This is a genomic window from Pseudomonas sp. PDM19 (genome assembly GCF_014852215.1).
Taxonomy (GTDB): domain Bacteria; phylum Pseudomonadota; class Gammaproteobacteria; order Pseudomonadales; family Pseudomonadaceae; genus Pseudomonas.
In genome coordinates this window covers 244,582-264,019 of record NZ_JACVBG010000003.1, presented here as the reverse complement: position 1 = coordinate 264,019, position 19,438 = coordinate 244,582, and the positions used below count along the sequence as shown (strand labels likewise).

Genomic DNA, 19,438 nt, shown 5'->3' with positions numbered 1-19,438 from the left:
CCATGATCACCGTAATGGGAGCCACCGGCCGCACCGGTTCGAGAATCTGCCAGACCCTGCTGGAAGCCGGCGTACCCGTCCGCGCCCTGGGCCGCAATGCCGAGCGCCTGGCGCCGCTGGCTGCCGCCGGCGCGCAGATCGCGGTGGGCGAGCCGCACGACGCCGCCTTCCTCAGCGAAGCCTTCCACGGCTCGGAAGCGATCTACACCCTGCTCGCCTACGGCCCGGATACCGAGGACTACCGCCAGCAGCAGGCTGCCCAGGGCGAGGCGATCCTCTCCGCGATCGGCACCAGCGGCGTGCGCCGGGTGGTGTTCCTGAGCAGCGTGGGCGCCGAGGTGCCCGCCGGCACCGGGCCGATCATCAGCATGCATGACCAGGAGCAGCGGCTGCGCCTGCTGCCGCCGGAGGTGGATGTGCTGATGCTGCGTTCCGGCGCGCTGTTCGAGAACCTGTATGGCGCACTGGAGATCGTCCGCGCCTACGACTGCTACAGCGATGCGGTGGCGCCGGATGTTCCGGTACCGATGGTCGCCAGCCGCGATGTCGCCGACGCCGCCAGCTGCGCCCTGCTGGAGCGCGACTGGCAGGGCCGCGTGACCCGCGAGGTACTCGGCCAGCGCGATATCAGCTACGCCCAGGCAACCCGGCTGCTGGGCTCCGCCATCGGCCGGCCTGACCTGCCGTACGTGCCGGTATCGCCGCCGGAGCTGGCCGCCGCGCTGCGGGAAGCCGGTTGTTCCGCCAGCGTCGCCGCGTGCTACGCAGAGCTGGGCGAGGCGATCAGCAGCGGACGGGTTCGGGCGCAGGAGGCGCGCTCGGCTCGCAACACCACGGCGACACGCTTCGAGGACTTCGCCCAAGCCTGGGCCGAAGCCTATCGGGCCTTGCCGTAAGCGGGGCCGTCAGTCAGCCAAAAATAAATTCCTACAAATATCTCGGAAGGCTCTGATGAATTTGGCGCTGGTCCGCTGTCTAGAGTACTCGCCCTTCTATTCAGCCGGATCATCCGCCATGAACCACGCTCCCGACAGTCTCTGGGTCGATGTGGAGACCTGGTCTCCCTACCGCCCGCAGCGCATCCTCCATGGCCGCATCAGCCGCGAGGACTACCTCGCCCTGCGCGATGGCCCCATGCCCTTCGAGGTGCGCCTGGGCAACTGCCGGAGCCGCCACTGCCCGGCCATCCCGGTGCAGGACATGTTCCTGCGCGGCACGCACATTCTCAACGTGACTCCGTCCGAGTGGGTGGCCTGAAGCACGCGGGCCGGACACTCGGGGGATAGTCCCACAGGCCATTCAGAACAACCTGACAGAGACCATTCAGGACGGACGTTAAGGTCTGCCACCTCTTTCCCCGCCGTGGAGTGACGTGGCAATGGACAATCAGCTCAAGGTCGAAGTCGTGGTTCGCGCGCACAACCGCGAGTCCTCTGTGCTCCAGGGCTGGATCAGCCAGGGGGACTACAGCGCGCTGTGCGACGGCGACGCGCCTTTCGTGGTGCGCATGAACGACTGCCAGTCGGACATGGGTTTGCTCGAACGCCCGGAAGACCTCTACGTGCGCAGCGCCTACATCCTCAGCATCGAGGTGCTCGACCGCCTGCCCGCGCGTCAGTCGGCCATGCCACGGTAAACGTAGGTCATCGGCCGCGGCCCCGGCAGGTAGTCCTGGATCAGTTCGCGCAGGTGGAAACCGCCGGACTCGATCAGCGCCGGCATATCGCGGTCCAGGTGGCAGCCGCCGGCCAACGGCTTCCAGACCGGCGTCAGGCGGTGCTGCCAGGCGCGCACGCCGGCATCCGGCGCCAGGCCATGCTCGCAGAAGAGAAACTCGCCGCCGGGCTTGAGTACCCGGCGCATTTCCCTCAGCGCCGCGACCGCATCGGGGATGCTGCACAGGGTGAAGGTGCAGACGATGCTGTCGAAGCTGCCGGCGTCGGCACGAATCTGCCCCAGCTCCAGCGCCACCATATCCACCGGAATGCCGATCGCCTCGGCACGACTGCGGGCGAGCTTCTGCATCTGCGCCGCCGGGTCGACGCCAACGATTGTCGACACTTTCGCCGGATCGTAGAACGACAGGTTCAGGCCGGTGCCCATGCCGATCTCCAGCACCCGCCCGCGCGCACGGGGCACCAGCAGCGAACGCTGCTTCATCACATCACCCATGCCACAGGCGAAGTCGATCAGTCGGGGCAGCACATAGCGGTCATAGAGTTGCATGGGCAGTTCTTCCGGCGTTTCCCCCGATCCTAGCGGGCCTGCAGCGTGCCGGCACAGCGGCCGACGAGGGGATATCCGCCATTCTCGCGCACCATTCTCCCGTACAGCGGCCCCCAGCGAGGCGCCCGCCTCGGCATAACCAACGGTCCCCATTAGACGATTGTCGACAATTCATCAGTTCTTGATTGACCGAAGGCTTTTCCAGGGGTAGCTTTCGCCGCACATCAAGAAGATTGTCGACACCATGAGCGATAGCCTGATTCTCCCCACTCCTGCCAGCGACGACGGCGAGACCCTGTCGGAACACGTGTTCCGCAAGATCCAGTCGGCCATCGTCAAGGGCGAGATCGCCCCCGGCAGCAAGATTTCCGAGCCGGAGCTGGCGCGCACCTACGGCATCAGCCGCGGCCCGCTGCGCGAGGCGATCCACCGCCTGGAAGGCCAGAAGCTGCTGGTGCGCGTGCCGCACGTCGGCGCGCGGGTGGTTTCGCTCAGTCACGAGGAGCTGCTGGAGCTCTACGAGATCCGCGAATCCCTCGAAGGCATGGCCTGCCGTCTCGCCGCCGAGCGCATGAGCCAGGCCGAGATCGACGAGCTGCGCCGGGTGCTCGACACCCACGAGCGCGACGAGGCGTTCCAGGCCGGCCGTGGCTACTACCAGCAGGAAGGCGACTACGACTTCCACTACAGGATCATCCAGGGCAGCGGCAACCGCACCCTCACCCGCATGCTCTGCGGCGAGCTGTACCAGCTCGTGCGCATGTACCGCCTGCAGTTCTCGGCGACGCCCAACCGCCCGCGCCAGGCCTTCTCCGAGCACCACCGGATTCTCGATGCCATCGCCGATCGTGACGGCGAACTGGCCGAGTTGCTGATGCGCCGTCACATCGGCGCCTCGAAACGCAATATGGAGCGTCACTACCTGGACGCCCAAGCCAAGACAGCCAACGAACGAGGTGAACAATGAGCAACAAGACCGCCGGCCAACGTTTCCGTGAAGCCCTTGCCGAAGAAAAGCCGCTGCAGGTGATCGGCGCGATCAACGCCAACCACGCCCTGCTGGCCAAGCGCGCCGGCTTCAAGGCCATCTACCTCTCCGGTGGCGGCGTGGCGGCGGGCTCCCTCGGCCTGCCGGACCTGGGCATCAACACCCTGGACGACGTGCTCACCGACGTTCGCCGCATCACCGACGTCTGCGACCTGCCGCTGCTGGTGGACATCGACACCGGCTTCGGCCCCAGCGCCTTCAACATCGAGCGCACCGTCAAGAACCTGATCAAGGCCGGCGCCGCCGCTGCCCACATCGAAGACCAGGTTGGCGCCAAGCGCTGCGGTCACCGTCCGGGCAAGGAAATCGTCTCCGTCGAGGAAATGGCTGACCGCGTGAAAGCCGCCGCCGACGCCAAGACCGACCCGGACTTCTTCCTCATCGCCCGCACCGACGCCATCCAGGCCGAAGGCGTGGACGCCGCCATCGAGCGCTGCCTGCGCTACGTCGAGGCCGGCGCCGATGCGATCTTCGCCGAAGCCGCCTACGACCTGCCGACCTACAAGCGCTTCGTCGATGCGCTGAACGTGCCGATCCTGGCCAACATCACCGAGTTCGGCGCCACCCCGCTGTTCACCCGCGACGAGCTGGCCTCGGTCGGCGTGGCCATCCAGCTGTATCCGCTGTCGGCCTTCCGCGCCGCCAACAAGGCCGCCGAAGCCGTGTACACCGCGATCCGCCAGGAAGGTCACCAGCAGAACGTGATCGAACTGATGCAGACCCGTGCCGAGCTGTACGACCGCATCGGCTACCACGCCTTCGAGCAGAAGCTCGACGCGCTGTTCGCTGCTGGCAAGAAGTGAGCGCGCGAGCCTGAACCTTATGTAGGGTGCATAACGCCCCTGGCGTTATCCACCATGTGGCTGTGACGGCGGATAACGCTTCGCGTTATTCGCCCTACTCCAGACCTGATGCACCGTAGGGCGCATAACGCCGCAGGCGTTATCCGCCAACCAGATTCGAACCGAAACCTCGGCCCATGCCGGGGGACAAGAACAAGCAACCGGATTTGATGAGGAGACACGCGATGAGCGCTACCGCAGAAACCACCACCGGCTTCAAGCCGAAGAAGTCCGTGGCCCTGAGTGGCACCGCCGCTGGCAACACTGCCCTGTGCACCGTCGGCCGTACCGGCAACGACCTGCACTACCGTGGCTATGACGTCCTGGATTTCGCCAACCGCTGCGACTTCGAGGAAATCGCCCACCTGCTGGTCCACGGCAAGCTGCCCAACGCCGCCGAACTGGCCGGCTACAAGGCCAAGCTGAAAGCCCTGCGCGGCCTGCCGGCCGGCGTCAAGGCCGCCCTGGAAACCCTGCCGCCCTCGGCCCACCCGATGGACGTGATGCGCACCGCCGTATCCGTGCTCGGCTGCCTGTCGCCGGAGAAGGACGACCACAACCACCCGGGCGCCCGCGACATCGCCGACAAGCTGATGGCTTCCCTGGGCTCCGCGCTGCTCTACTGGTACCACTTCAGCCACAACGGCAAGCGCATCGACGTCGAGACCGACGACGACTCCATCGGCGGCCACTTCCTGCACCTGCTGCACGGTGAGAAGCCCCGCGAGTCGTGGGTGCGCGCCATGCACACCTCGCTCAACCTGTACGCCGAGCACGAGTTCAACGCCTCCACCTTCACCTCCCGCGTGATCGCCGGCACCGGCTCGGACATGTTCTCCTGCATCGCCGGCGCCATCGGCGCGCTGCGCGGCCCGAAACACGGCGGCGCCAACGAAGTGGCCTTCGAGATCCAGAAGCGCTACGACAACCCGGACGAAGCCGAGGCCGACATCCGCGCCCGCGTCGAGAAGAAGGAAGTCGTGATCGGCTTCGGCCACCCGGTCTACACCGTGTCCGACCCGCGCAACAAGGTGATCAAGGAAGTCGCTCACCAGCTGTCGAACGAGCAGTCCAACACCAAGATGTATGACATCGCCGAGCGCCTGGAAACCATCATGTGGGACATCAAGAAGATGTTCCCCAACCTCGATTGGTTCAGCGCCGTGAGCTACCACATGATGGGCGTGCCCACCGCGATGTTCACCCCGCTGTTCGTCATCGCCCGCACCGCCGGCTGGTCCGCCCACGTCATCGAGCAACGCATCGACGGCAAGATCATCCGCCCGAGCGCCAACTACACAGGCCCTGAAGACCTGAAGTTTGTGCCGCTCAAGGACCGTAAATAACTATGAACGCCACCGTGAACAGCCAATTCCGCAAGCGCCTGCCCGGCACCGCGCTGGATTACTTCGACGCCCGCGAGGCGGTCGAGGCGATCCAGGCCGGCGCCTGGGACAAGCTCCCCTACACCTCCCGCGTGCTGGCCGAACAGCTGGTGCGCCGCTGCGAGCCGGCGGACCTGACCGCCTCGCTGGAACAACTGGTCTACCGCAAGCGCGACCTCGACTTCCCCTGGTACCCTGCGCGCGTGGTCTGCCACGACATTCTCGGCCAGACCGCGCTGGTCGACCTCGCCGGCCTGCGTGACGCCATCGCCGAGAAAGGTGGCGATCCGTCCAAGGTCAACCCGGTGGTGCCGACCCAGCTGATCGTCGACCACTCGCTGGCCGTGGAAGCCGCAGGCTTCGACCCGGACGCGTTCGAAAAGAACCGCGCCATCGAGGATCGCCGCAACGAGGACCGCTTCCACTTCATCGACTGGACCAAGACCGCGTTCAAGAACGTCGATGTGATCCCGGCCGGCAACGGCATCATGCACCAGATCAACCTGGAGAAAATGAGCCCGGTGATCCAGGCGCGCGGCGGCATTGCGTTCCCCGACACCTGCGTCGGCACCGACTCGCACACCCCGCACGTGGATGCCCTGGGCGTGATCGCCATCGGCGTCGGCGGCCTCGAAGCCGAGACCGTGATGCTCGGCCACCCGTCGATGATGCGCCTGCCCGACATCGTCGGCGTCAAGCTCACCGGCAAGCGCAAGCCGGGCATCACCGCCACCGACATCGTCCTGGCGATCACCGAGTTCCTGCGCAAGGAGCGCGTGGTCGGCGCCTACGTCGAGTTCTTCGGCGAGGGGGCCGACAGCCTGACCATCGGCGACCGCGCGACCATCTCCAACATGTGCCCGGAATACGGCGCCACCGCCTCGATGTTCTACATCGACGGCCAGACCATCGACTACCTCAAGCTCACCGGCCGCGAGCCCGAGCAGGTGGAGCTGGTGGAGAACTACGCGAAGACCCTCGGCCTGTGGAGCAGCGCTCTGGAAACCGCCGAGTACGAACGCGTGCTGGAGTTCGACCTGGGCAGCGTCGTGCGCAACATGGCCGGCCCGTCCAACCCACACCGCCGCCTGCCGACTTCGGCACTGGCCGAGCGCGGCATCGCCGACGAAGCCAAGCTGCAGGAAGGCAAGGGTGAAGAAGCCCAGGGCCTGATGCCCGACGGCGCGGTGATCATCGCCGCCATCACCAGCTGCACCAACACCTCCAACCCGCGCAACGTCATCGCCGCCGGCCTGGTGGCGAAGAAGGCCAATGCGCTGGGCATGCTGCGCAAGCCGTGGGTGAAAACCTCCTTCGCGCCGGGTTCGAAAGTCGCCAAGCTGTACCTGGAAGAAGCCGGCCTGCTGCCGGAGCTGGAGAAGCTCGGCTTCGGCATCGTCGCCTATGCCTGCACCACCTGTAACGGCATGTCCGGCGCGCTGGACCCGGTGATCCAGAAAGAGATCATCGACCGCGACCTGTACGCCACTGCCGTGCTCTCGGGCAACCGCAACTTCGACGGGCGTATCCACCCGTACGCCAAGCAGGCCTTCCTCGCCTCGCCGCCGCTTGTGGTCGCCTACGCCATCGCCGGCACCGTGCGCTTCGACATCGAGCAGGACCCGCTGGGCACCGACAAGGACGGCAACCCCGTCACCCTGAAGGACCTCTGGCCGTCCGACGAAGAGATCGACGCCATCGTCGCCGCCAGCGTCAAGCCCGAGCAGTTCAAGCAGGTCTACATCCCGATGTTCGACCTGGGCAGCGTGCAGGAAGCCGAAAGCCCGCTGTACGACTGGCGTCCGATGTCCACCTACATCCGCCGCCCGCCGTACTGGGAAGGCGCACTCGCGGGTGAACGCACCCTCAAGGGCATGCTGCCGCTGGCGATCCTGCCGGACAACATCACCACCGACCACCTGTCGCCGTCCAACGCCATCCTGCTGGACAGCGCGGCCGGCGAATACCTGGCGAAAATGGGCCTGCCGGAGGAGGACTTCAACTCCTACGCCACCCACCGCGGCGACCACCTGACCGCCCAGCGCGCCACCTTCGCCAACCCGCAGCTGGTCAACGAAATGGCCGTGGTCAACGGGGAAGTGAAGAAGGGCTCGCTGGCCCGCGTGGAACCGGAAGGCAAGGTGATGCGCATGTGGGAAGCCATCGAAACCTACATGAACCGCAAGCAGAACCTGATCATCGTGGCCGGCGCCGACTACGGCCAGGGCTCGTCCCGCGACTGGGCGGCCAAGGGCGTTCGCCTGGCGGGCGTGGAAGTGATCGTGGCCGAAGGCTTCGAGCGCATCCACCGCACCAACCTGGTGGGCATGGGCGTGCTGCCGGTGGAGTTCAAGCCGGGCACCACCCGCCTGACCCTGGGCCTGGACGGCACCGAGACCTACGACATCAAAGGCGACGTCTCGCCGCGCTGCGACCTGACCCTGGTGGTCAATCGCCGCAATGGTGAAGTGGTCGAAGTCCCGGTCACCTGCCGCCTGGACACCGCCGCCGAAGTGAAGGTGTACAACGCCGGCGGCGTGCTGCAGCGCTTCGCCAAGGACTTCCTCGAGTCGTCCGTGGCGTGATGTGAAGGCTCCGGCACGCCTCGCGGCGTGCCGGATCGAACCCTGTAGGAGCGGGCCATGCCCGCGATCGGCCTCCGCGCGGGGATGTCGCGGGCATGGCCCGCTCCTGCAACTGATCTGTCAGGACCGTACCCCATGCCCCACGTACCCCAAGTGAAGATCCCCGCCACCTACATCCGCGGCGGCACCAGCAAGGGCGTGTTCTTCCGCCTGCAGGACCTGCCCGAGCGCTGCCAGGTGCCCGGCGCGGCGCGCGACCAGCTGTTCATGCGCGTGATCGGCAGCCCCGATCCGTACAGCGCGCACATCGACGGCATGGGCGGCGCGACCTCCAGCACCAGCAAGTGCGTGATCCTGTCGAAAAGCACCCAGCCGGACCACGACGTCGACTACCTCTACGGGCAGATTTCCATCGACAAGGCCTTCGTCGACTGGAGCGGCAACTGCGGCAACCTCTCCACCGCCGCCGGCTCCTTCGCCATCCACGCCGGCCTGGTCGACCCGTCGCGCATCCCGGACAACGGCACCTGCGTAGTGCGCATCTGGCAAGCGAATATCCAGAAGACCATCATCGCCCACGTGCCCGTCACCAACGGCCAGGTGCAGGAGACCGGCGACTTCGAGCTGGACGGCGTGACCTTCCCCGCCGCCGAAATCGTGCTGGAGTTCCTCGACCCGTCCGACGATGGTGAAGACGGCGGTGCCATGTTCCCCACCGGCAATCTGGTGGACGACCTGGAAGTCCCCGGCATCGGTACCTTCAAGGCGACCATGATCACCGCCGGCATCCCGACCATCTTCGTCAACGCCCAGGACATCGGCTACACCGGCGCCGAACTGCGCGAAGCGATCAATGGCGACCCCGAGCAACTCGCGCGCTTCGAGAAATTCCGCATCGCCGGCGCTCTGCGCATGGGCCTGATCAAGACCCCGGAAGAAGCCGCGACCCGCCAGCACACGCCGAAGATCGCCTTCGTCGCGCCGGCGAAGAACTACGTCACCTCCAGCGGCAAGGAAGTCCAGGCCGGCGACGTCGACCTGCTGGTGCGCGCGCTGTCCATGGGCAAGCTGCACCACGCCATGATGGGCACCGCCGCCGTGGCCATTGGCACCGCCGCGGCCATCCCCGGCACCCTGGTGAACCTCGCCGCCGGCGGTGGCGAGCGCAGCGCGGTACGCTTCGGCCACCCCTCCGGCACCCTGCGCGTGGGCGCCGAGGCCAAGCAGGTAAACGGCGAATGGACCGTGACCAAGGCCATCATGAGCCGCAGCTCGCGCATCCTGATGGAAGGCTGGGTACGGGTGCCGGGCGATTCGTTCTGATCGCTGGCCCTATCCGTAAAAACACCAGGCCCGCATTCGCGGGCCTTGTGCTTCTGCGGACCAATCGGCGCGCCGATGTATCCCTGTAGGAGCGGGCCATGCCCGCGATCGCGGACAAGGTCCGCGTTTCCATGATCACACCGCACCGACGGGTTGAATGGGCATTCCCGGCAACGGCGCCTGTCGGCGCCTTCGCGGGCATGGCCCGCTCCTACAGTGTGCGGCGGAGTGCAGGGTGAGCCGGCGCGTCAGGCAACGAAGTCGCCCTGCAACTGCTCCAGCAGTACCTGGATGCGCGCCAGGCGCACGGTGGGGTCGTCCATCTCCAGCAGCACCTGCTTCTGGTCGCGTTCGAAGGGCAGCAGGTAGGCGAGCTGGCAGGCCAGTGCCTGCTGGCCGTTGACCTCCCCGCCCATCTCCAGCGCGGAAACCATCGGGTGCATGGACAGCGCCTCGAGCAGCGCGGCGAGGTCGTCATGCTCCTTGGTCAGCGGCTGGTCGGGTTGCTCGTCCAGCCACTCCACTTCGGCCACCGTCAACTGGTCCGTCTGCACGTTGGCGGAGAGCACGCGGAAGCGCCGCCCACCTTCGACACGGATGCCCAGCAGGCCGTTGGGGCGTTGCTGCCAGTCACGGATATGCGCCTCGCAGCCGACCAGGCTGTAACGCTCCGGCGCATCGCCGACCTCCTCACCCTCGACGATGGCCACCACGCCGAATCCGCCGTTCTGCTTCATGCAGCGGCCGATCATGTCCAGGTAACGCGCCTCGAAGATCTGCAGGTCGAGGCGGCAGCCGGGAAACAGCACGGTGTTGAGGGGAAACAGCGGGAAACTCATGGACACTCCGTCGATTCGTCAGGCGATCAGCGCTACCGCCAACGGTAGCAGCACAGCGGTGGCCACGCCCATCAGGCTCATGGCCAGGGCGGCGAAGGCTCCGCATTCCTCGCCCTCCTGCAGGGCGCGGGAGGTGCCCACGGCGTGGGCAGTCATGCCCAGCGCCATACCCTGCGCAGCCGGGTGATGCACACCGCAGCGGCGCAGCAGCTCCGGGCCGAGGATGGCGCCGAGCACGCCGGTGATCAGCACGAACACCGCCGCCAGGGCCGCCACGCCGCCGATCTGGCTGGCCACCAGCATGGCGATCGGTGAGGTCACCGACTTGGGCGCCAGGCTCATCAGCAGCTCGTGGTCGACGCCGAACAGCCAGCCCAGGCCGATGCCCAGTGCGGTGGCGAACAGGCCGCCGACCAGCAGGGTGATCAGCGTCGGCCAGAACAGCTGGCGGATGCGCTTGAGGTTGAGGAACAGCGGCACCGCCAGCGCGACGGTAGCGGGACCGAGCAGGATGGTCAGCACCTTGGCGCTGTTGCTGTATTCCGCGTAGTCGATGCCGCAGGCCAGCAGTACCGCGATGACCATCAGCATCGACACCAGCACCGGCTGCAGGAACACCCAGCGCGTGCGCTCGTAGGCGGCCAGGGCCAGCTGGTAGGCACCCAGGGTGACGCCGACGCAGAACAGCGGATGGTGGATGACGGAGTTCAGCGCGCCTTGCCAGTCGAACATCACGCGCCCTCCTTCTGCTTGCGCTGGCGGTCGATGAGCTTCTGCATCAGCCAGCCGGCGAACACGAAGGACACCAGCAGCGACAGCGCCAGGGCGCCGGCGATGGCCCAGAAGTCCGCGGCGATCTGCTTCGCGTAGGCCATCACACCCACCGCCGCCGGCACCAGCAGCAACGGCAGGTAGCGCAGCAGCGAGGCGGCCGCCTCGTTCACCGGCTTGCTCACCTCGCCGTTCCACACCAGGAAGGCGAACAGCAGCACCAGCCCAATGATGGGGCCGGGAATCATGTGCAGGATGAGAGCATTCAGGCCCGTGCCGAGCAGTTGGAACAGCACCAGCCAGGTCAGGCCGCGTAGCAACATCAGGGAACATCTCCAGCGCAAGAAGCCGCCATTATGCCCGCCCGGCGACCGCTATGGCTCGGCATTCGCCCAAAGCATGAATGCCGCTGCGGCTTGACCGGCCGCGGACCCCATGCTGATCTGTTGTCGGACTCTTACGCAGGCCGCATTAGAAGAACAACGATATCCCCGGAGGAAACATGGCATTCGTACCCGTAAGCGCACTGAAGGACTACATCGGCAAGGACCTGGGTCATTCGCAGTGGATCACCGTCGATCAACAGCGCATCAACCAGTTCGCCGAGTGCACCGAGGACCACCAGTTCATCCACGTCGACCCGGAAAAGGCAAAGAAGACGCCCTTCGGCGGCACCATTGCCCACGGTTTCCTGTCGCTGTCGCTGATCCCCAAACTCTGCGAGGGCCTGCTGGTCCTGCCGGAGAACCCCAAGATGGTGGTCAACTACGGCCTCGACAGCGTGCGCTTCATCCAGCCGGTACCGGTGGATTCGCGCGTGCGCCTGCAGGTGACCATCACCGACATCACCGAGAAGAACCCCGGCCAATGGCTGATCAAGGCCCGCTGCACCCTGGAAATCGAAGGCCTGCCCAAGCCGGCCTACATCGCCGAATCGCTGAGCCTGTGCTTCGTCTGACGGCTCTGGCACAGCGCTGAGAAAAAAGCCCGCGTCCGCGGGCTTTTTTACGTCACACTCACTCTGCGCCCCACCGTCGATTCGAGAGTCCCGATGCCACGCCAACTCCTGCCCTTGAGCCTTGCCCTGCTCCTGACTGCCTGCGGCGAAGGCGAACCGCTGACGCCCCCGGACGCCCGCCTGCCCGACGGCGCGCGCTACCGTGGCGAGCTGGTGAACGGCCAGTTGCAAGGGCCCGGGCGGCTGGATTACAGCAACGGCGCCTGGTACGAGGGCGGCTTCGACAAGGGCCTGCAGAGCGGCCAGGGCAAGTGGAACGACGGCAACGGCACGAGCTATGAAGGCGAGTTCCGCGACGGCCTGTTCGAAGGGCGTGGCCGCCTGCAGTACGCCGACGGCAGCTTCTACGAGGGCCAGTTCAAGCGCGGCGAGTTCGACGGCGAAGGGCGGATTTCCCAGGGCGGCACCACCTACAGCGGCGGCTTCCGCAAGGGTCGCTACGAGGGCCTGGGCAGCCTCGAACAAGCCGATGGCACCCGCCACCAGGGCGCCTTCTCCCGTGGTGAAGCCAACGGTGAAGGGGCCCGCCGCGACAGCCTCGGCAACCAGTACAGCGGCCCGTTCAAGAACGGCGTGCTCGAAGGCAAGGGCATCTTCCGCGACGACGCGGGCGACCAGTACGCCGGCGAGTTCCGCAACGACCAGTTCGACGGCACCGGACGCTTCCAGAACGCTGACGGCGATGTCTGGTTCGGCCGCTTCAAGGCCGGCGCGCTGAGCGGGCCGGGCGAGTTCATCGGCGCCGATGGCAGCCGCTACAAGGGCGACTTCCGTTTCTGGCGCTTCGACGGCCAGGGCACCCTGACCAGGGCCGACGGCCAGACCTACAGCGGCGGCTTCGCCCGTGGCGAGTACTCCGGCGCCGGCACCCTCACCCGCCATGACGGCAGCGTGCAGAAAGGCACCTGGAGCGCCGGCCAGTTGCGCCAGGACGCCGCCGGCAAAACACTGCCCAACCCGCTGGAAGTCGGCTTGCTGGAACAGGGCGCCATGCTGGAGAAAGCCCTGGCCGCCGTCCCGCAGTCCACCCCGGCAATCGAGCTCTACGGCGTCAGCCTGGGCGGCGACGGCAAGCAGAGCGTGTTTCTGCGCGAGGCCGACTACGTCGCCAACCTGCTCGGTGACCGCTTTGGTGCGCGCGGCGTGGTACGCCTGGTGAACCACCGCGATCACCTCGCCGACCGTCCCATGGCCACCCGCGAAACCCTCGCCCGCACCCTGCGCACCATCGCGCAGCGCAGCGGCCCGGAAGACCTGGTGTTCATCTACCTGACCAGCCACGGCTCCCATGACCACCAGCTGGTGCTGGACATGCCCGGCCTGAAACTCGACGACCTGCCGGCCAGCGAACTGGCCAACCTGCTCGCTCCGCTCAAGGACCGCACCAAGGTGCTGGTGATCTCCGCCTGCTACAGCGGCGGCTTCATCCCCGCGCTCAAGGACGACAAGACCCTGATCATGACCGCCGCGCGCAGCGACCGGGTGTCCTTCGGTTGCTCCGAGGAGGCCGACTTCACCTACTTCGGCGATGCGCTCTTTGCCAAGGCCTTCCAGCAGACCGACGACCTCAGGCAGGCGTTCAAGCTGGCCAGCGCCACCGTGGCCAAGCGCGAGAAGGAGGAAGAGTTCGAGCCATCGGAACCGCAACTCTGGGCGCCGGATGCGGTCATTACTCGCTGGCAGGCCCTGCGTGCGCAACAGACGCACGGAGCCCTGGCGCTCGGCAGCAACGATGCGCAGGCAAAAGGACAGGGCGAGAACTAAGCTGGAAGGTGTGTCAGAGGGGAAACACAGATGTACTCGAAACCGACGAATATCCTGCTAGCTGGCGCCACCGGCCTGACCGGTGAGCATCTGCTCGACCGCATGCTCAACGAGCCCACGGTCAAGCGCGTCATCGCCCCGGCCCGAAGGAAGCTGGCGGAGCACCCACGCCTGGACAATCCCATCGGCCCGCTGGCTGAGCTCATCCCGCACCTGACCACGCCGGTGGACACCCTATTCTGCTGCCTGGGCACCACACTCAAGGAAGCGGGCTCCGAAGAGGCCTTCCGCAGCGTCGATTTCGACCTGCCGCTGGCCCTGGGCGAGCGCGGCCTGGCCCTGGGCGCCCGGCACTACATCGTGGTCAGCGCGCTGGGCGCGGACAGCAAGTCATCGATCTTCTACAGCCGGACCAAGGGCGAACTGGAAGATGCGCTGCGCCAGCAAGGCTGGCAGCAATTGACCATCGCGCGGCCGTCGCTGCTGCTGGGGCAGCGCGAGGAAGTCCGCTTGGCCGAACTGCTCGCCGCGCCGTTCTCGCGCATCCTGCCGGGCAAGCTCCACGGCATCGAAGCCATCGCCCTGGCCCGTGCGCTGTGGCGCCTGGCCCTGGAACCGGGCAAGGGCGTGCGCGTCGTCGAGTCGGACGAACTGCGCAAGCTGGGCAAGTAACCCGCCGTCCAGTGGAACACCCTGCAGGAGCGAGCCATGCCCGCGAAGGCGCCGGCAGGCGCCCTTGCAGTGGGATGCCCACCCCCCCGGTCAGCAATGTGCGCTCAAGTGAACGCGGACTTTGTCCGCGGTCGCGGGCGCGGCCCGCTCCTGCAGGCAAGCCCACCGTTCTGCGCGGGACAGCCCTGGATACGCATGCTCTCGTAGGATGGGTGGAGCGGAGCGATACCCATGCGGGCATTGCCACTATTGATGGGTATCGCTTCGCTCCACGCCATCCTACGTAGGGGTATCCCTTGACGTTCAGCAGTAGCGGATCAGTTCCCGCCCCACACCTGCAGGCCGACGCCCAGCTCTGCGGCAATCGACAGCGGCAGCAGCAAGGTATCCAGCAGCGCGCTGCCGGGCAGGTCGAGACCGGGGTAGGCCGGCGCGTCGGTGCCGAAGTGGTCCTTCGGGCAGCAGCCGCCATTGAGCGAATACCAGTCCAGCCGGGTGCCGGCATAGATCAGCGGATCGCCGGGGCGGCTGTCGTTGAGGGTCTTCACGGTGGCGCAACCGCCCAGTTGCAACAGCAACAGGGCGGCGAGGAGCTTATTCGTCGCTGACAAGATGGTGTTCGCCCCAGCGCGGCAGCATGTCCTGGGGAATACCCAGTTGGTTGAGGATGCGCGCGACGACGAAGTCGATCAGGTCGTCGACCGTCTGCGGCTGGTGATAGAAGCCCGGAGCGGCCGGCAGGATCACCGCGCCCAGGTTGGACAGCTTGAGCATGTTCTCCAGGTGGATGCTGGAGAACGGCGCCTCGCGCGGCACCAGGATCAGCTGGCGGCGCTCCTTCAGCGCCACGTCGGCGGCGCGTTCGATGAGGTTGTTGCAGGCGCCCGTGGCAATCGCCGAGAGCGTCCCCGTCGAGCAGGGCACCACCACCATCGCACTCGGCGCGCCGGAACCGGAGGCCACCGGGGCCATCCAGTCTTCCTTGCCGTACACGCGAATCTGCCCCGGCGCGGCGCCGGTGTATTCACTCAGGAAAGCCTGCATCGCCTGCGGCTTGCTCGGCAGGGTCACGTCGGTCTCGGTGGCCACCACCAGTTGCGCGGCCTTGGAGATCAGGAAGTGCACCTCGCGGTCTTCCTGCACCAGGCAGTCGAGCAGACGCAGGCCGTACTGGGCGCCCGAGGCGCCGGTCATGGCGAGGGTGACGCGTTCGGCTCCGGCCATGTTCAGCCCTCCAGCGCCTTGGCCAGCTTGCCGTGCAGGCCGCCGAATCCGCCGTTGCTCATGACCACTACCTGGGTGCCCGGCGTGGCGATGGCCTTCACGCCCTCGATGATGGCTTCCAGCGAATCGCACACTTGCGTGGGCACGGTGGAACTGGCGACGGTGGCCGCCAGGTCCCAGCCGAGGTTCGGCGGCGCGTACCAGAACACGTTGTCGGCCTGCACCACGGACTCCGGCAGGCCGTCGCGGTGGGCACCGAGCTTCATGGAGTTGGAGCGCGGTTCGACCACGGCGATCACCTTGGCATCGCCGACGCGCTTGCGCAGGCCGTCGAGGGTGGTGGCAATGGCAGTCGGATGGTGGGCGAAGTCGTCATAAATGGTCACGCCCTGCACTTCCGCAACCTTCTCCATGCGCCGCTTGACGCTCTTGAAGGCCGACAGCGCGGCGCAACCCAGCTCTGGCACCACGCCGACATGGCGTGCCGCCGCGAGGCAAGCCAGGGCGTTGGCAACGTTGTGCTGGCCGGTCAGTTCCCAGTCCACGGTGCCCTGGGCCTTGCCGTCGAACAGCACCTCGAAGTGCGAGCCGTCGTCGCTGAGCAGGCGCGCCTGCCACTGGCCGCCTTCGCCGGTGGTCTGCACCGACGTCCAGCAGCCCATGTCGATCACGCGCTTGAGTGCGGTCTCGGACGTCGGGTGGATGACCAGACCTTCGCCGGGGATGGTCCGCACCAGGTGGTGGAACTGTCGCTCGATGGCCGCGAGGTCGGGGAAGATGTCCGCGTGGTCGAACTCCAGGTTGTTCAGGATCGCCGTGCGCGGGTGGTAGTGGACGAACTTGGAGCGCTTGTCGAAGAAGGCGCTGTCGTACTCGTCGGCCTCGACCACGAAGAACGGGGTGCCGCCCAGGCGCGCGGAGACCCCGAAGTTCTGCGGCACGCCCCCGATCAGGAAGCCCGGGCTCATGCCGGCGTGCTCCAGGACCCAGGCCAGCATGCTGCTGGTGGTGGTCTTGCCGTGGGTGCCAGCGGCCGCCAGGACCCAGCGGCCCTGCAGCACGTGGTCGGCCAGCCACTGCGGGCCGGAGACGTAGGGCAGGCCCTTGTTCAGCACGTATTCCACTGCCGGGTTGCCGCGCGACAGCGCGTTGCCGACCACTACCAGGTCCGGTGCCGGCTCCAGGTGCGCAGGGTCGTAGCCCTGCATCAGCTCGATGCCCTGGGCTTGCAGCTGGGTGCTCATGGGCGGGTAGACGTTGGCGTCGGAGCCGGTCACGCGGTGGCCCAGTTCCTTGGCCAGGACGGCCAGCGACCCCATGAAGGTGCCGCAGATGCCGAGGATGTGGATATGCATGCAGACTCCTGCAATCAAGCCTTTGAAGGCACTTCGAATGGGCGGCAGAGTAGCACAGCGCACCCCGCGCGGCCCGCCGCCGGGGCATCAGACGACGAGGTGGGGAGGCGGTTCCCGCAGGCCGGGGAAAGTCGTCACGGGAACGATACGTAGGATGGCGTGGAGCGAAGCGATACCCATCGATTCCGGGAACCGGGTCAGCATGGGTATCGCTGCGCTCCACCCATCCTACGAGAGGCTTTTCCGGCTCAGGCCGTGGCGGTTGAGCTTGCGGTACAGGGTATTGCGGCTGATGCCCAGTTGCTGCGCGGCACGGCTGATGTGCCAACGCTGCGCTTCGAGCACCTCCAGCAGCGCGTTGCGTTCGGCAGTGCCAAGGGTGTCACCCTCCTCCCCGGCCAAGGCGACCGGAGCCGCAGCGGCAGCCGGCGCGCGGCGCAGGTCCGGCGGCAGGTCTGCCATCTGGATGCGGCCGCCGTCGCACAGTGCACAGAGCGTGCGCAGCACGTTGCGCAACTGGCGCACGTTGCCCGGCCAGGGGAAGTCCAGCAGGTGCCGACGCACGTCGTCGTCCAGGCGCACGCTGCGGCCCTTGCTCTCCTCGGCCAGCAAGTGGTCGAGCAGCGCGCCGCGGTCTTCGCGCTCGCGCAGCGGCGGCAGCGCAACCACCAGGCCGTTGAGGCGGTAGTAGAGGTCTTCGCGGAACTGCCCGGCGGCTACCAGTGCTTCCAGGTCACGGTGGCTGGCGCTGATCAGACGGATATCCACATCCTGCGGCTCACCACCGATGGGCACCACCTGGCGCTCTTCCAGTACACGCAGCAGGCGGGTCTGCAGCGCCAGCGGCATGTCGCCGATTTCGTCGAGGAACAGCGTGCCGCCGTCGGCCTGCTGCAGCTTGCCGCGCATGCCTTCCTTGCGCGCACCGGTGAAGCTGCCGCCGCGGTAGCCGAACAGTTCGCTCTCGATCAGGGTCTCGGGAATCGCCGCGCAGTTCAGCGCAACGAAGCTCTTGCCGGCGCGCTCGCCGCCCAGATGCACGGCGCGGGCGAAAGCCTCCTTGCCGGTGCCGGTCTCGCCCTGCAGCAGCAGCGGCACGTCGTGGGCGTAGACCTTCAGCGCACGGCGGAAATCGTGGGCCAGTTGCGGGTCGTCGATACACAAGCCTTTCGCCAGAGGCGCGCGTGGCAGGACCGGCGCGGCGGCGATGGGCCGCTTGCCGCGCAGCAGCGCATACAGGGTGCGCCCGGCGTGGGTGCGCAGCGGCCAGCTGGCGTTGGGATGCGGGTCGGCGCGACTGAACAGGTCGTCCAGCCGGCAATCGAAGCACTGCTCCAGCGAGCGGCCGATCAGGTTTTCCCGGCGGCTGCCGAGCAGGTTGATGGCGCTCTGGTTCGCCGCGCGGATGCGCCCGTCGCCGCCGAAGGCCAGCATGCCTTCGCTGAACAACCCGAGGCCGTCGGGTTGCAGGTGGAAGCGCAGCAGCCACTGGTCCTCGAAATGGCGCAGGAAGTAGCAGCTCTCGATGGCCTTGGCCGACAGGTTGACCAGTGCCATGGTGTGGAACTGGCTCTGCCGCGACACGTCGCGGCGCGCGGAGGAAACGTCGAGCACCGCCAGCAGTTCGCCCTGCGGGTCGAACACCGGGCTGGCCGAGCAGGTCAGCCCGGTGTGGCGGCTGCGGAAGTGTTCGTCCTGGTGAATGGTCAGCGCCTGGCGCTCCACCAGGCAGGTGCCGATGCCGTTGGTACCTTCGCGGGCTTCGCTCCAGTCGGCGCCGAGCCACAGCCCGGCCTGCTCGAAGGTGCGCCGCTCGGCGGCTTCGCTGACGCAGTTGAGGATCACCCCGCGGGAATCGGTGAGCAGCACCGCATGGCCGGCGCCGGACAGCTGCTGGTGCAGGCTGTTCATCTCGTCGCTGGCGATCTCCAGCACCTGCCGGTGGCGCTCGCGGACTTCGAGCATGCGCGCGTGTTCCAGCACGGCGGGCGCCATGGGTTGCGCCGGGTCGAGGTGGTACTGCTCCAGACAGCGCATCCAGGAGCGGGCGATCGACGGGTCCGCGCCGGGGGCACCGGCGGGGGCCTTGCCTTCGGCCACGGTCATGACCTGGCGGGCGTGGCGGCTCAAATCGTTGGCGCGCATTCTTGTTGTTCTCCGCTTGGGGACGGGGAGGCAGCCCCGAATTCCAACGAAGTCTTGTAGGACCTTTCTCTTCCTACAGAAAGCGATGGAACGCAGGACAGCATCCCCCACGCGCCAGCCCAATGCAACGCCTGGCCGACCGTCAGGTCACGACTGTCACGAAAACGGGACAAAGTGTCACGAGGCACTGTGCCAGAGGCGTAACAGCGCGCTTTCCGGAGCATCACCAGCCACCCGCCCA

The 19,438-nt window shown here is 67.0% G+C and carries 19 protein-coding genes; 11 read left to right on the top strand and 8 right to left on the bottom strand.

What is annotated here, in order from left to right; all coding sequences use genetic code 11:
• Window positions 1-2 precede the first annotated feature (2 nt).
• The 3 genes from IB273_RS17240 to IB273_RS17230 all read left to right on the top strand — a co-directional run bounded on the left by IB273_RS17240 (window position 3) and on the right by IB273_RS17230 (window position 1,636).
• Complete coding sequence (locus tag IB273_RS17240) at window positions 3-896, top strand: NAD(P)H-binding protein (protein WP_192224621.1); 894 nt, start codon at window positions 3-5, stop codon at window positions 894-896.
• A 118-nt stretch (window positions 897-1,014) separates the two neighbouring features.
• On the top strand, window positions 1,015-1,257 hold the full coding sequence (locus IB273_RS17235; RefSeq protein ID WP_081517272.1) for a hypothetical protein: 243 nt from the start codon (window positions 1,015-1,017) through the stop codon (window positions 1,255-1,257).
• Between the two features lie 121 nt (window positions 1,258-1,378).
• Window positions 1,379-1,636 (top strand): hypothetical protein, encoded by a 258-nt coding sequence (locus IB273_RS17230; RefSeq protein WP_081517271.1) that lies wholly within the window; start codon window positions 1,379-1,381, stop codon window positions 1,634-1,636.
• Here IB273_RS17230 and IB273_RS17225 read toward each other — a convergent pair.
• Window positions 1,615-2,226 carry a class I SAM-dependent methyltransferase gene (locus tag IB273_RS17225; protein WP_192224620.1) on the bottom strand — a complete coding sequence of 204 codons (612 nt, stop codon included), beginning with the start codon at window positions 2,224-2,226 and terminating at the stop codon, window positions 1,615-1,617. The genes IB273_RS17230 and IB273_RS17225 overlap by 22 nt on opposite strands.
• A 244-nt stretch (window positions 2,227-2,470) precedes the next feature.
• On the opposite strand from IB273_RS17225, the gene IB273_RS17220 reads away from it, so the two are divergent.
• From IB273_RS17220 to prpF, 5 genes are all read left to right on the top strand, one after another.
• The gene (locus tag IB273_RS17220; protein ID WP_081517269.1) at window positions 2,471-3,193 is read left to right on the top strand and encodes a GntR family transcriptional regulator; all 723 of its coding nucleotides are present in this window, start codon (window positions 2,471-2,473) and stop codon (window positions 3,191-3,193) included.
• Window positions 3,190-4,077: a methylisocitrate lyase gene (prpB, locus tag IB273_RS17215; RefSeq protein ID WP_081517268.1), complete on the top strand. Its 888-nt coding sequence runs from the start codon at window positions 3,190-3,192 to the stop codon at window positions 4,075-4,077. Before IB273_RS17220 ends, prpB begins: the two co-directional genes overlap by 4 nt.
• A gap of 224 nt (window positions 4,078-4,301) precedes the next feature.
• Window positions 4,302-5,462, top strand: a complete 1,161-nt coding sequence (gene prpC, locus IB273_RS17210) for a 2-methylcitrate synthase (protein ID WP_081517267.1) — start codon at window positions 4,302-4,304, stop codon at window positions 5,460-5,462.
• A gap of 14 nt (window positions 5,463-5,476) precedes the next feature.
• A complete protein-coding gene (gene acnD / locus IB273_RS17205) occupies window positions 5,477-8,086 on the top strand; it encodes a Fe/S-dependent 2-methylisocitrate dehydratase AcnD (protein ID WP_167523258.1) in 2,610 nt (869 codons plus the stop codon).
• Window positions 8,087-8,221: 135 nt separating this feature from the next.
• A complete protein-coding gene (gene prpF, locus IB273_RS17200) occupies window positions 8,222-9,409 on the top strand; it encodes a 2-methylaconitate cis-trans isomerase PrpF (RefSeq protein WP_192224619.1) in 1,188 nt (395 codons plus the stop codon).
• A 248-nt stretch (window positions 9,410-9,657) separates the two neighbouring features.
• On the opposite strand, the gene IB273_RS17195 is transcribed toward prpF, so the two are convergent.
• From IB273_RS17195 to IB273_RS17185, 3 genes are read right to left on the bottom strand one after another with little or no spacing between them, the layout of a single operon-like run.
• Window positions 9,658-10,248, bottom strand: a complete 591-nt coding sequence (locus tag IB273_RS17195; protein WP_081517264.1) for an LON peptidase substrate-binding domain-containing protein — start codon at window positions 10,246-10,248, stop codon at window positions 9,658-9,660.
• 18 nt (window positions 10,249-10,266) lie between these two features.
• Window positions 10,267-10,980, bottom strand: a complete 714-nt coding sequence (locus tag IB273_RS17190) for an LrgB family protein (protein ID WP_081517263.1) — start codon at window positions 10,978-10,980, stop codon at window positions 10,267-10,269.
• Window positions 10,980-11,342, bottom strand: a complete 363-nt coding sequence (locus tag IB273_RS17185; protein ID WP_045217069.1) for a CidA/LrgA family protein — start codon at window positions 11,340-11,342, stop codon at window positions 10,980-10,982. The genes IB273_RS17190 and IB273_RS17185 overlap by 1 nt, the downstream gene beginning before the upstream one ends.
• 179 nt (window positions 11,343-11,521) lie before the next feature.
• Between IB273_RS17185 and IB273_RS17180 the strand changes: the two genes are divergently transcribed.
• From IB273_RS17180 to IB273_RS17170, 3 genes are all read left to right on the top strand, one after another.
• Entirely contained in the window at window positions 11,522-11,977 is a 456-nt protein-coding gene (locus IB273_RS17180) for a MaoC family dehydratase (protein ID WP_045217066.1), read from the top strand.
• A gap of 93 nt (window positions 11,978-12,070) precedes the next feature.
• A complete protein-coding gene (locus IB273_RS17175; RefSeq protein WP_192224618.1) occupies window positions 12,071-13,801 on the top strand; it encodes a C13 family peptidase in 1,731 nt (576 codons plus the stop codon).
• A gap of 30 nt (window positions 13,802-13,831) precedes the next feature.
• The gene (locus tag IB273_RS17170; protein WP_081517261.1) at window positions 13,832-14,473 is read left to right on the top strand and encodes an oxidoreductase; all 642 of its coding nucleotides are present in this window, start codon (window positions 13,832-13,834) and stop codon (window positions 14,471-14,473) included.
• Window positions 14,474-14,790: 317 nt separating this feature from the next.
• Here the strand turns inward: IB273_RS17170 and IB273_RS17165 are convergent, their stop codons facing one another.
• The 4 genes from IB273_RS17165 to IB273_RS17150 form a co-directional block, all read right to left on the bottom strand.
• Window positions 14,791-15,084, bottom strand: coding sequence for a YceK/YidQ family lipoprotein (locus IB273_RS17165; RefSeq protein WP_081517260.1), 294 nt, complete (start codon window positions 15,082-15,084; stop codon window positions 14,791-14,793).
• Complete coding sequence (gene ubiX, locus IB273_RS17160) at window positions 15,068-15,697, bottom strand: flavin prenyltransferase UbiX (RefSeq protein ID WP_081517259.1); 630 nt, start codon at window positions 15,695-15,697, stop codon at window positions 15,068-15,070. The genes IB273_RS17165 and ubiX overlap by 17 nt, the downstream gene beginning before the upstream one ends.
• A 2-nt stretch (window positions 15,698-15,699) precedes the next feature.
• Entirely contained in the window at window positions 15,700-17,052 is a 1,353-nt protein-coding gene (mpl, locus tag IB273_RS17155) for a UDP-N-acetylmuramate:L-alanyl-gamma-D-glutamyl-meso-diaminopimelate ligase (RefSeq protein ID WP_192224617.1), read from the bottom strand.
• A 228-nt stretch (window positions 17,053-17,280) separates the two neighbouring features.
• On the bottom strand, window positions 17,281-19,197 hold the full coding sequence (locus tag IB273_RS17150; RefSeq protein ID WP_192224616.1) for a sigma-54-dependent Fis family transcriptional regulator: 1,917 nt from the start codon (window positions 19,195-19,197) through the stop codon (window positions 17,281-17,283).
• Between the last annotated feature and the right edge of the window lie 241 nt (window positions 19,198-19,438).

Excerpts from the sequence above, each read along its gene's own strand:
- IB273_RS17240 (WP_192224621.1), top strand. The coding sequence starts at position 3 with ATGATCACCGTAATGGGAGCCACCGGCCGCACCGGTTCGAGAATCTGC.
- IB273_RS17235 (WP_081517272.1), top strand. The coding sequence starts at position 1,015 with ATGAACCACGCTCCCGACAGTCTCTGGGTCGATGTGGAGACCTGGTCT.
- IB273_RS17230 (WP_081517271.1), top strand. The coding sequence starts at position 1,379 with ATGGACAATCAGCTCAAGGTCGAAGTCGTGGTTCGCGCGCACAACCGC.
- IB273_RS17225 (WP_192224620.1), bottom strand. The coding sequence starts at position 2,226 with ATGCAACTCTATGACCGCTATGTGCTGCCCCGACTGATCGACTTCGCC.
- IB273_RS17220 (WP_081517269.1), top strand. The coding sequence starts at position 2,471 with ATGAGCGATAGCCTGATTCTCCCCACTCCTGCCAGCGACGACGGCGAG.
- prpB (WP_081517268.1), top strand. The coding sequence starts at position 3,190 with ATGAGCAACAAGACCGCCGGCCAACGTTTCCGTGAAGCCCTTGCCGAA.
- prpC (WP_081517267.1), top strand. The coding sequence starts at position 4,302 with ATGAGCGCTACCGCAGAAACCACCACCGGCTTCAAGCCGAAGAAGTCC.
- prpF (WP_192224619.1), top strand. The coding sequence starts at position 8,222 with ATGCCCCACGTACCCCAAGTGAAGATCCCCGCCACCTACATCCGCGGC.
- IB273_RS17195 (WP_081517264.1), bottom strand. The coding sequence starts at position 10,248 with ATGAGTTTCCCGCTGTTTCCCCTCAACACCGTGCTGTTTCCCGGCTGC.
- IB273_RS17190 (WP_081517263.1), bottom strand. The coding sequence starts at position 10,980 with ATGTTCGACTGGCAAGGCGCGCTGAACTCCGTCATCCACCATCCGCTG.
- IB273_RS17185 (WP_045217069.1), bottom strand. The coding sequence starts at position 11,342 with ATGTTGCTACGCGGCCTGACCTGGCTGGTGCTGTTCCAACTGCTCGGC.
- IB273_RS17180 (WP_045217066.1), top strand. The coding sequence starts at position 11,522 with ATGGCATTCGTACCCGTAAGCGCACTGAAGGACTACATCGGCAAGGAC.
- IB273_RS17175 (WP_192224618.1), top strand. The coding sequence starts at position 12,071 with ATGCCACGCCAACTCCTGCCCTTGAGCCTTGCCCTGCTCCTGACTGCC.
- IB273_RS17170 (WP_081517261.1), top strand. The coding sequence starts at position 13,832 with ATGTACTCGAAACCGACGAATATCCTGCTAGCTGGCGCCACCGGCCTG.
- ubiX (WP_081517259.1), bottom strand. The coding sequence starts at position 15,697 with ATGGCCGGAGCCGAACGCGTCACCCTCGCCATGACCGGCGCCTCGGGC.
- mpl (WP_192224617.1), bottom strand. The coding sequence starts at position 17,052 with ATGCATATCCACATCCTCGGCATCTGCGGCACCTTCATGGGGTCGCTG.
- IB273_RS17150 (WP_192224616.1), bottom strand. The coding sequence starts at position 19,197 with ATGCGCGCCAACGATTTGAGCCGCCACGCCCGCCAGGTCATGACCGTG.